Here is a 12,828-nt window from a genome sequence, read left to right as displayed (position 1 = left end):
TTCCTTCAAAAAATTCTACCTGGGTCACCGACCCATCTGCATCTGAAGCATCGGCGGTGATCTCAATATTTGCCGGTGAGGTAAAAATTTCTGAGTCTTCAGGAGAAGTTATCGCTACTGTTGGTAATTGACTCTGATCTTCCACGGTGATATTGATAATTTCTGAAGTCGTGGTTTCAAGATCATCATCGTTGGCCACGGCAGTCAGTTCATAATTGCCAGTGGAAACTCCATTCCAATTAAGACTCCAGCCATCGCTGCCGTCAGCATCCACACCAAGTGAATTTGTTCCCTCAAAGAATTCTACCTGGGTGACCGACCCATCTGCATCTGAAGCATCGGTGGTGATCTCAATATTTGCCGGTGAGGTAAAAATTTCTGAGTCTTCAGGAGAAGTTATCGCTACTGTTGGCAACTGGTTCGGATCTTCCACGGTTATATTGATAATCTCTGAAGTCGTGGTTTCGAGATTATCATCAGTCACTACAGCAGTCAGTTCATAATTGCCAGTGGAAACTCCATTCCAATTAAGACTCCAACCATCACTACCAACGGCATCCACTCCAAGAGAATTAGTTCCTTCGAAGAATTCCACCTGGGTCACCGATCCGTCTGCATCGGAAGCGTCTACCGTTATTTTGATATCTGCCGGTGAGGTAAAAATTTCATTATTCAGTGGAGATGTGATTACTACGGTTGGTAACTGGTTTGGATCATCAACCGTGATATTAATAATTTCTGAAGTTGTGGTTTCAAGATCATCATCGCTAGCCACGGCAGTCAGTTCATAATTACCGGTTCCAACTCCGTTCCAATTAAGGCTCCAGCCATCACTACCATCGGCATCCACTCCAAGAGAATTCGTTCCTTCGAAGAATTCCACCTGGGTCACCGATCCGTCTGCATCGGAAGCATCAACGGTGATCTCAATATCTACCGGAGAAATAAAAGTTTCATTATTCAGTGGAGAGGTAATTGCTGCCGTAGGTAATCCGTTCGGGTCATCCACCGTGATATTAATAATTTCTGAAGTTGTGGTTTCCAGGTCATCATCGGTGGCCACGGCAGTCAGTTCATAATTACCAGTGGTAACACTGTTCCAGCTGATACTCCAGCCATCACTACCATCGATATCTACTCCAAGAGAATTCGTTCCTTCAAAAAATTCCACCTGGGTCACCGATCCGTCTGCATCTGAAGCATCGGCGGTGATCTCAATAGTTGCCGGAGATATAAAATTCTCAGAGTCTAGAGGCGAAGTAATAGCTACCGCAGGTAACTGGTTCGGATCTTCCACCGTGATATTGATGATTTCTGAAGTCGTGGTTTCCAGGTCATCATCGGTAGCCACGGCAGTAAGTTCATAATTGCCAGTGGCAACACTGTTCCAGCTGATACTCCAGCCATCACTGCCATCGGTATCTACACCAAGTGAATTTGTTCCTTCAAAAAATTCCACCTGGGTCACCGATCCATCTGCATCGGAGGCATCAGCAGTAATTTCAATATCTGCCGGAGATATAAAAGTTTCATTATTCAGTGGAGAGGTAATTGCTGCCGTAGGTAATCCGTTCGGGTCATCCACCGTGATATTAATAATTTCTGAAGTCGTGGTTTCAAGATCATCATCGGTGGCCACCGCGGTTAGTTCATAATTACCGGTTCCAACTCCGTTCCAATTAAGGCTCCAGCCATCACTACCATCGGCATCCACTCCAAGAGAATTCGTTCCTTCGAAGAATTCCACCTGGGTCACCGATCCATCTGTATCGGAAGCATCGGCGGTGATCTCAATATTTGCCGGGGAGGTAAAAACTTCATTATTTAAAGGTGCTGTGATCGTTATTGTTGGTAATTGATTCTGATCTTCCACGGTGATATTGATAATCTCTGAAGTTGTGGTTTCCAGGTCATCATCGGTGGCCACGGCAGTCAGTTCATAATTCCCGGTTGCAACACTGTTCCAGCTGATACTCCACCCATCGCTACCGTCGGCATCTACACCAAGCGAATTATTTCCTTCAAAGAATTCCACCTGGGTCACCAATCCATCTGCATCAGAAGCATCGGCGGTGATCTCAAAAGTTGCCGGAGATATAAAAGTTTCATTATTCAGTGGAGAAGTAATTGCTACACTAGGTAATCCGTTCGGGTCATCCACCGTGATATTAATAATTTCTGAAGTCGTGGTTTCAAGATCATCATCGGTAGCAACTGCAGTCAGTTCATAATTACCGGTTCCAACTCCGTTCCAATTAAGGCTCCAGCCATCACTACCATCGGCATCCACTCCAAGTGAATTGGTCCCCTCAAAGAATTCCACCTGGGTCACCAATCCATCTGCTTCTGAAGCATCGGCGGTGATCTCAATATTTGCCGGTGAGGTAAAAATTTCATTATTTAAAGGTGCTGTGACTGTAACGCTAGGTAACTGGTTCGGATCATCCACCGTGATATTGATAATTTCTGAAATGTTAGTTTCAAGATCATCATCGGTGGCAACTGCAGTCAGTTCATAATTGCCAGTGGAAACTCCATTCCAATTAAAACTCCAGCCATCACTACCGTCAGCATCCACACCAAGTGAATTTGTTCCTTCGAAGAATTCTACCTGGGCCACCGATCCATCTGCATCCGAAGCATCGGCGGTGATCTCAATATCTGCTGGTGAAGTAAATGTATCGGTATTCAACGGTGCGGTGATCGCTATTGTTGGTAATTGACTCTGATCTTCCACGGTGATATTGATAATCTCTGAAGTTGTGGTTTCAAGATCATCATCGCTAGCCACCGCAGTCAGTTCATAATTACCGGTTCCAACTCCGTTCCAATTAAGGCTCCAGCCATCACTACCATCGGCATCCACTCCAAGAGAATTCGTTCCTTCGAAGAATTCCACCTGGGTCACCGATCCGTCTGCATCGGAAGCATCAACGGTGATCTCAATATCTACCGGAGAAATAAAAGTTTCATTATTCAGTGGAGAGGTAATTGCTGCCGTAGGTAATCCGTTCGGGTCATCCACCGTGATATTAATAATTTCTGAAGTTGTGGTTTCCAGGTCATCATCGGTGGCCACGGCAGTCAGTTCATAATTCCCGGTTGCAACACTGTTCCAGCTAATACTCCAGCCATCGCTACCGTCGGCATCCACACCAAGTGAATTTGTTCCCTCAAAGAATTCTACCTGGGTGACCGATCCGTCTGCATCGGAAGCATCGGCGGTGATCTCAATAGTTGCCGGGGAGGTAAAAATCTCTGAGTCAATAGGTGAAGTAATAGCTACCGCAGGTAACTGGTTCGCATCTTCCACGGTAATATTAATGATTTCTGAAGTATTAGTTTCCAGGTCATCATCGGTGGCCGCCGCAGTCAGTTCATAATTGCCAGTGGAAACTCCATTCCAATTAAGACTCCAGCCATCACTGCCATCGGTATCTACACCAAGTGAATTTGTTCCTTCAAAAAATTCCACCTGGGTCACCGATCCATCTGCATCTGAAGCATCGGCGGTGATCTCAATATTTGCCGGAGATATGAATTTCTCAGAGTCTAGAGGTGAAGTAATCGCAATTATAGGCAACTGGTTCGGATCATCCACCGTGATATTGATAATTTCTGAAGTGGTGGTTTCAAGATCATCATCGCTAGCCACGGCAGTCAGTTCATAATTCCCGGTTCCAACTCCGTTCCAATTAAGACTCCAACCATCACTACCATCGGCATCTACACCAAGTGAGTTCGTTCCTTCGAAGAATTCCACCTGGGTCACCGCCCCATCTGGATCTGAAGCATCGGCGGTGATCTCAATAGTTGCCGGGGAGGTAAAAATCTCTGAGTCAATAGGTGAAGTAATAGCTACCGCAGGTAACTGGTTCGCATCTTCCACGGTAATATTAATGATTTCTGAAGTATTAGTTTCCAGGTCATCATCGGTGGCCGCCGCAGTCAGTTCATAATTACCAGTGGTAACGCTGTTCCAGCTGATACTCCACCCATCGCTACCGTCGGTATCTACACCAAGTGAATTTGTTCCTTCAAAGAATTCTACCTGGGTCACCGATCCGTCTGCATCGGAAGCATCGGCGATGATCTCAATATCTGCCGGAGAAATAAAATTCTCAGAGTCTAGAGGTGAAGTAATCGCAATTATAGGCAACTGGTTCGGATCTTCCACGGTTATATTGATAATTTCTGAAGTCGTTGTTTCCAAATCATCATCGGTAGCAACTGCAGTCAGTTCATAATTACCGGTTCCAACTCCGTTCCAGCTAATACTCCAACCATCGCTGCCATCGGCATCTACACCAAGTGAATTTGTTCCCTCAAAGAATTCCACCTGGGTCACCGATCCATCTGCATCTGAAGTATTTGCGGTAATATTAATATCTGCCGGAGATATAAAAGTTTCATTATTCAGTGGAGAGGTAATTGCTGCCGTAGGTAATACGTTCGGTTCATCAACCGTGATATTGATAATTTCTGAAGTCGTGGTTTCGAGGTCATCATCGATAGCAATTGCAGTCAGTTCATAATTACCATTACCGACACTATTCCAGCTGATACTCCACCCATCGCTACCGTCGGCATCTACACCAAGTGAATTGGTTCCTTCAAAAAATTCAACCTGGGTCACCGATCCATCTGCATCTGAAGCATCGGCGGTAATATTAATATCTGCCGGTGCTGTAAAAATTTCATTATTTAATGGAGCCGTGATCGCTACTGTTGGTAACTCGTTTTGTGGAAGTTCATCTGTATCGAAAACAACATCCACCCAATAATTACTGGATAAATAACTTTGATTAGGAAATGCCGGAACTGAGGTATACCTATAGACCCCGTTCGGTCCATTTTCCCCACTAACCATACCTGTAACCGGGCCGTTTACTTTTTCCTCTAAAAATCCCTGGTCTTCTACAGAGTAGTATCCTTCACTACTGTGATAAGAAATTATATAAGTGTTTCCGGCTGTAATTTCAGCAGGAGTAGCAAAATTAGCCTGTTGCCAGCCGGATGCGGTTTCATTTTCGAAAGTAACCTGGGCCAGAACAGTTCCTGAAGGGTCATAAAGCTGACCAATATGGGTTCCCGGATCGCCATTTTGTTTGTAAAATCTAACTCCGGTGGCAAATCCATCAACACTAGTTTTAAACTTCATTCCCAATTGTATCGCAGGTCCGTCATTATTCAATCCGCCTGAAGGCCCTTCAGGTTCTTCAAAAACTGTACAGGGACACTCATTATTTCTAAGGTCTCTATCCACGATAATATTGATTGTATTACTGACTGTGCTATTTCCACTATTATCTATAGCTATTGCAGTTAAAGAATAGTTTCCTGGTATTGCACCAACCCAGGTGAATCCCCATCCATCGCTTTCATCATTATCGATACCCAGAGGATTGATTCCTTCAAAGAATTCGACTGAAACAATATCTCCATCGGAATCTGAAGCCTCTACTGATATTAAAACATCCTCTGGTTCGGTGAAAATTTGATCATTTAGTGGTGTTAATATTGAAATTTCCGGAGCAGCATTTCCGGTTTCATTAACACTTATTGAAATTACTTCAGAAGTTGTTATGGAAAGGTCATTATCTGTAGCCACCGCGGTTAGTTTATAATTTCCGGTTACAACTCCATTCCAGTTTAAGGTCCAGCCATTACTACCATCATTATCTATTCCTATTGAATTGGTTCCTTCAAAAAATTCTACTGAAGTAATATTTCCATCTGGATCTGTTGCATCTGCTGAGATCAAAATATCTGCCGGGGTAACAAAAGCTTCGCTTTGAACCGGTGTTGTGATTGATATTAATGGTGGCTCGTTGACAGGATCGGTAACACTGATATTAATAATTTCCGAGGTCGTGGTTGCACCTTCATTATCTGTAGCGATCGCAGTTAAGTTATAATCGTTGGTCAATACGCCATTCCAGTTTAAACTCCATCCATCATTTCCATCAGTATCTACTCCCAGTGAAACTGTTTCCTGGAAGAACTCTACTGAAACAATGTTCCCATCGGCATCTGCAGCATCTGCAGTGATAAATATATCTGCCGGGGAAATAAATGAATCATTATCCAGGGGAGATGAAATCGAGATTGTTGGAGCTAAATTTGAAGGTACTTCGTCAGTTTCAAAGACCACATCAACCCAATAATTACTTGATAAATAATTCGCATTAGGGAATGCCGGAGTATTAGTATACCTGTATACACCATTGGGACCATCATCTCCATTAGCCAGACCAATTAAAGGCCCATTCAGAACAGCATCATTAAATCCTCCGTCATCAACGGTATAATAGCCGTCACTACTGTGATATGAAATTATGTAAGTATTCCCGGCCGTTAAAGCAGCAGGAGTTGTGAAATTTGCTTGTTGCCAACCCGAGGCGGTTTCATTTTCAAAAACTACTTCGGCCAAAACATTTCCTAAAGGATCATATAGCTGACCCGTATGAGTTCCGGAATCTCCGTTTTGCTTATAGAACCTAACCCCGGTGGCAAATCCATCAACACTGGTCCTGAACTTCATACCTAACTGAATCGCTGGTCCGTCATTATTAAGCCCACCGGTAGGAAAATCGGTGGCTTGAAAAACTGTACAGGGACAATCGGAATTTGTAGGATCACTGTATACGGTTACAATCACCGGGTCTGATATTGTTAAAGCTCCAGTATCATCTGTAGCCCGGGCAGTTAAAGAATATATTCCGGCAGGAACATTCTCCCAGTCGAAATTATATGGACTGGAAAGGTCTTCTCCCAGTTTCACGTCATCTCTGAAAAATTCCACTCTGCTAATGGTACCATCTGCATCTGTAGCGGTGGCGGCAATATTTATGGTTACCGGTTCAATAAATTCTGAATTAGAAACAGGTTCAGTAATGTCAACAACGGGTACCGCATTATTTGCTTCATCTGAAACAGATACATTCCGAATTTCAGGCAAACTCAAGTTTCCTGAATCATCAAAAGACCGCACCTGAATTGCTACATCTCCCTCCACAGTTGGAGTCCAGGCGAAAACCCAGTTCGCCTTTCCTTCCGCAGGCTCCCAGGTTACTCCACCATCTACGGAAACCTCAACAGCAACGATCACATTGTCTTCCTCTGCTGTTCCTGTGATAAGAACTTCTGTATCTATAGGTACTTCAGTATCCTGTCCCGGGGAAGAATAGGTAATTACAGGAGCTTCAAAATCTGTAGAAGGAGTTGCGCGAACCATATCTGGCTGTATACTTGCTGGCTGGGCACCCATATCTGCAAGTAAATTTATAGTAGCCTGTTGCATATCCGGACTTGGGGCATCATCTCCACGATCGTGATTTCCATCCAAAGACCAGGAATACTGAACCGTACCGGCACCAAAAACAAAAGCTCCGCTATCATGCTTGTAAAGGGATAGGTTATGAACCGCATCATCTATAACTGTCCTGGACAAAAGAATTCTTCCATCTGGATAAGTAGAGCGATAAGCTTCCTGTTCCGAATTCCACTCATATCCAATCGTTGCATAGGTAAAAGAGGCCGACTGACCTTCATTCAAATTTGCGACACTGGTATTACGCCAGAATCTCAGATCTTTAAAATCGGATGTTACTCTAAGCGAAGCGTCCGACTCTTCCCAGCTAATTTGTCCGGTTAAAGCATTTTCAGGTCGGCAACCATCGAGGTTTGCATCACCGGTAAGATAATCGCAACCTTGTCTCCAAAGACCGGTCCAGCTAGCGGTTGGATCACATTTCCCGCTACAGGTGTTTTCTCCTTCTATCCCTTCCTTGTAACATACAAGGGTTCTGTAGGAATCATTATTACCATCAATACTGTTTTCCCATCGGGTCTTCCAGTATACTTCATTACCGCTAAAAAAGGCCAGACTTGTTCCCTGATCCCGAGCAGATTCCACAAAATTCCTGTGCGGTCCAGACCAGTATTCATCATGACCTACAGAAACAAATACCCTATGATTTTTAATTAGATCACCCCTTCGGTCGCTATCTACATTAGTGGTGTAGGTGACATCATAGCCATTTCTTTCCAGCCACCGAAGCATTGGATATTCCGCATTAAAAACGAAATCTTCCTCAGGGCCTCCCCCTCCACCTCCATCACGAGTGAGAAAAGGTCTGTTATAACTAACTTTACTTGCCTTTCCTCCGGAACCGGTATAAAGGCTTCGACCTCCATAGATGTTATAAGCCTGCCAGGTTGCATCTGAGGTTTGAAATAATAAATCTGAATTGCTGGAGTCATCTCTTACAACAAAAACAATATGACTGGATCCACCATTGCTTCGCGTTAGTAACGCCAGATAAATTCCGGAAACCGCATTTGCCGGAATATCCCAGGTAGCCGACTCCTCCCAGTTTCCACAATCTACCAGCCCGGTTTGAGAATCTTCAATACAATTTGGCTGATTCTGGGGTAAACTAGCCGTAATAGTTGCATCTCCCTGGTACCTGGCACCGTTTCCCTGGTAATAACCAAGACGATAGATTTTAATATCGTAATCATTGGCATCTGTATCAATCTTGAACCTAGCTGTCTCCCCAACATTATAGCTCATATCGGTAGCAAACCCCTGAATAGACAGATCTCCGGCTCCATCAATGTCCCATTCACTGGACGGATTACCCGGAAGAGCATTTTCTGATACAATGGAATTTGGGGTAACCGGAATTGTGGTCACTGTTATGCTGATACTAGATTCACCAACTGCTCCCAGGTCATCTGTAGCTCTTGCGATAATGGAATAGTTACCTGCTGAAACCTCTTCCCAGTTAAAACTCCAGCCATCACTTCCATCCTGGTCTTCACCTAGTAAAGTCGATCCCTCTAAAAATTCCACTTTAACTACTTCGCCATCAGGATCTGAGGCAGAGACATTAATCTGTATATCTGCCGGCTCAGCAAAACTTGCTCCATCGTTTGGGCTTGTAATATTTACAATTGGCAGGTTATTAGATACAACAGGTTCCGTATCAAAAACAGCGTCTACCCAGTAATTTGAAGATTCAAACTGAGCTTGAGGAAAGCCTGGAGTTTCACTTAAAAGATACACTCCGTTAGGTCCATCCTCCCCATTCGCCAGGGCTCGCAAAGGCGGGTTTTCTATTGCCAGACTGAAATAAGAATCGCTTACAGAGTAATAACCTTCGCTACTATGATAGGAAATTATATATGTAGTATTCTTAGTTATAGGCACTGAAGACGGAAAGGAGACTTCCTGCCATCCTGTGGCAGTCTCATTAGTGAAATTAGCCTCTGCTAGTAGGTTTCCGGTCGAATCGTAGAGCTGACCTATATGGCTTCCGGAATGGCCATTTTGTTTAAAGAATCTAACGCCATTGATATATCCATCGATATCAGAAGAAAACTTCATTCCTAATTGAATTCCCTGGCCTTCATTCAGAAGGCTATTGGGAGTTACTACTGGTTCAAAAACCGTACACGGACAATTAAAATTATCAGGATCTACCTCAACGGTTATAGTGATGGCTTCTGAAAAACTGAAAGATCCTTTATCATCGATCGCCTTAGCGGTTATGGTGTAGTTCCCATCTTTAACCTCCTGCCAGTTAAAGGCCCAGCCATCACTACCATCGAGATCTTCCCCTAATTTTGTATTGGCATTAAAAAATTCAACCTTGGAAACATTTCCGTCAGGGTCTGAAGCCTGTGCAATTATATTGATATCATCAAATGCCAGAAAAGTAGCGTTATTCAGTGGTGAATCTATTGTAACTACCGGAGGCTCATTAATATCATAGGTAGCTATAAAGTTTCCAGGGGTAGCAGGAAATATAGCATAATCCACACCTTTTATTCTCTCTGACCTGTAATTAACCGGTACATTATTTAAAGTTAAAGCTACAAGGCGCTTGTCACCTGAAATAATTGGCAACATAGATTCAAGGTCCAGAGCTCCACTTCCTATGTTCATCGAGAAACTTAAAGCGCTTCCATCCCAAAACATATTTTCGAAAGATGATCCATTCCTGGCATCTAACCAGGTTAGAAGTTGTTTTGCTGAAATAACCGGAACATCCCGGGAAATTGCTGATGCCACAACTGCATCAGATTCCTGTGAGAAATTTTCATCTGTATGCATGTTGGCACAGAAAAAGCCATAATAACCCTTGGAACCAAGTGCATTGTCTAGCAACCTGTTGATCGTAAATGGAAAATTCTGTCCGGATTCATCGGTCATCTGCGTAGCCAGTTGGTATGTATCGATTATTGTACCATCCAGGTCTGCAAACCTCATTGCCATCCCTGAACCAGTAAACAAACCAGGGCGATCCTGAACCCAGGAATCGGGCCAGTAATAGTAATTCGCATCAAGCCTTATCCCATAATTAGTTTCAGCTTTGGGCTGGGTTGCCCAGTCACTGTAGGCAATACAGTGGGTACGGTTACTTACGGGATTTGCCAGACTTGGGAATTCAAAGCTAAATTGTGCCAGCTGGTTAGACAAATTTCCATCTATGGATTGAGCATTGTAATTGGCACAAAGTGTATTTAAATGTAATGCTATTTCGAAACCGAGATCTTCGAACGCTTTAGCATCGGCATCAGAAATAGGAGTATCTGGATAAATATAAGAACTCCCCCGAATAGCCCGCCATTCTGCCACCGCCTGCGGACTATTATCTGCACTAAGATCTATATATTGGTTAAACCTGGCTACGGTACCTCCCCGCGCATGATCGTCACCGGTCATGACCACTGCTGCCTTTAATCCTCTTGGAAAATACCAGAACCTTGGTAGCGGTTTCTGACTGTTTTGAAGGATGATATTGGCTAGTAAACGTTGCTGCTCATCTGCCTGGGGAATTTCAATTTTAGAAAAATCTACCCAATCCGGATAAAAAAGATCGTTAGAACGCCTGGGTATTTGCCCGTCTCTTTCCTGCCCGTTCCATTCTGGATTCCCCTGTCTCGTGTAAACTATAGACCTATTCAGGTCAAAAGTAAAAGCTGCTGCCACACCTCCATTTTCTCCAACATTATTTATTGTTACTGCCGGATACGATGTAGATGAATTTGCCGATGAATACAGGGTTGCTATGCTGGTCGCACCGTCGAGGTCATAAAGATCGGCCTCACTGTGATATTGAATGGTTTCTCCTACCAGTCCATTCCCAGGACCTGTACTATTATTTATTAATAAATAGCTATCTGTTAAGGTTCCACTTAGCTTTTGTAAACCAAGTAATGAAGCTAATTTTTCGTCTGGCCTGAAGGCGATTAAAACACCCCCAGCATCTACCCAGTTGGTAAGCAGTGTAACCTGGGATGAAGTAAGTGGAATATCTCCCACAATCACCACGTCGTAATCAACGAGCTGTCCCGAGGTAAGCAAGGAAACATCAGAGGTTGTGAACTCATTAAAACCTTCAGCCAGTAAAATTTCCGAAGTAAAAGTACTAAAGGGATTTGAGTTAGAGGTAAGTACCAAAATTGGTCCGCCTGGTCCCTCAATATTTGACAAGGTCCCTTTAACCAGATCGTTCTCCGAGAAAGCAAAATGTGACAATACCAGGGCTAGACCCAGAATTAGAATTTTCTTCGCTTTTAGAACTTGTGTAAAAAACCTATTCATGGCAAAAATTTTTTTGAATGGAAGTATTAGAAATTTGCAGTAACTATGTAGTACCAGATTTTGTTAAATGGTGTCTGCGTTAAATAAATATGAGTGTGGTAAGGTTTACGATTAGCTTTAACTCTAAAAGAGCTAAAATTAATTCTACCAAAGAGTGAAGTAAGTATAGTACCTAGTCTTTCTAAATGCCTAAGATTTAGGGGCTGGAGATCTGGAGGAATTCTGAATTCTGGTTTCTCAGACGTTCGTCAGGACTTTTTCCTGCTTATCTGATTTAAGTATTTTGTCGAAATATGCTATAGTTTTTATAAGACCTTCCCGAAGTTCAATTTCTGGTTCCCAGCCGTCGAGTCTAGATTTTGCCAGGCTGGTATCTGGCTTTCGTTGTTTAGGGTCATCCTTTGGTAACTCCTTAAATATAAGCCCTGAAGATGAACCGGTTAGATCAATAGTATTTTCAGCAAGTTCCAGCATGGTGAACTCATTTTGATTACCAAGATTAACCGGCCCGATGAAATCATTAGAAGTACCCATCATTCGAATCATACCTTCAACCAGATCATCTACATATTGGAAGGACCGGGTTTGATTTCCATTCCCAAAAATGGTTAGATCCTCACCTTTTAAAGCCTGAACGATGAAATTAGATACTACCCTTCCGTCATCTGGATTCATATTAGGACCATAGGTATTGAATATTCTAACAACCTTGATTTTCACATCGTTCTGCATATGATAATCCATAAACAATGTTTCAGCACAACGCTTGCCTTCATCATAACAGGATCTTGGTCCAATAGGGTTTACATTTCCCCAATATCTTTCCGGCTGGGGATGCATTTCTGGATCGCCATAGATCTCACTCGTACTAGCCTGCAGGATCTTCGCCTTTACTCTTTTGGCCAAGCCCAGCATATTGATGGCTCCCATTACCGATGTTTTTATCGTTTTGATGGGATTATATTGATAGTGCACCGGAGAGGCAGGACAGGCCAGGTTATAGATCTCGTCTACCTCTATAAAATAAGGCATGGTGACATCGTGGCGAACCAGTTCAAAAAAAGGATTTTCCAAAAGCTGAACAATGTTCTTTTTTGAACCGGTAAAATAATTGTCAAGGCAAATTACTTCATTACCTTCTTTCAGCAATCGTTCACACAAATGTGAACCTATAAAACCTGCTCCTCCTGTTACTAGAATTCTTTTCATAA

General features: G+C 43.2%; 2 protein-coding genes. Both read right to left on the bottom strand.

The genetic code is table 11. The features are described 5' to 3' along the window. The coding region (locus ML462_RS06270) for an Ig-like domain-containing protein (protein ID WP_240712893.1) at positions 1-11,617 on the bottom strand (11,617 nt) is incomplete at its 3' end. A gap of 237 nt (positions 11,618-11,854) precedes the next feature. Next, complete coding sequence (locus ML462_RS06265; RefSeq protein WP_240712892.1) at positions 11,855-12,826, bottom strand: UDP-glucuronic acid decarboxylase family protein; 972 nt, start codon at positions 12,824-12,826, stop codon at positions 11,855-11,857. Positions 12,827-12,828: the final 2 nt, after the last annotated feature.

The sequence above is a fragment of the Christiangramia lutea genome (genome assembly GCF_022489035.1).
GTDB classification, from domain to species: domain Bacteria; phylum Bacteroidota; class Bacteroidia; order Flavobacteriales; family Flavobacteriaceae; genus Christiangramia; species Christiangramia lutea.
The sequence above is the reverse complement of the archived record's forward strand: the minus strand, read 5'-3'. Positions and strand labels throughout refer to the sequence as shown.

Coding starts and splice junctions, on each gene's coding strand:
- ML462_RS06265 (WP_240712892.1), bottom strand. CDS start 12,826: ATGAAAAGAATTCTAGTAACAGGAGGAGCAGGTTTTATAGGTTCACAT.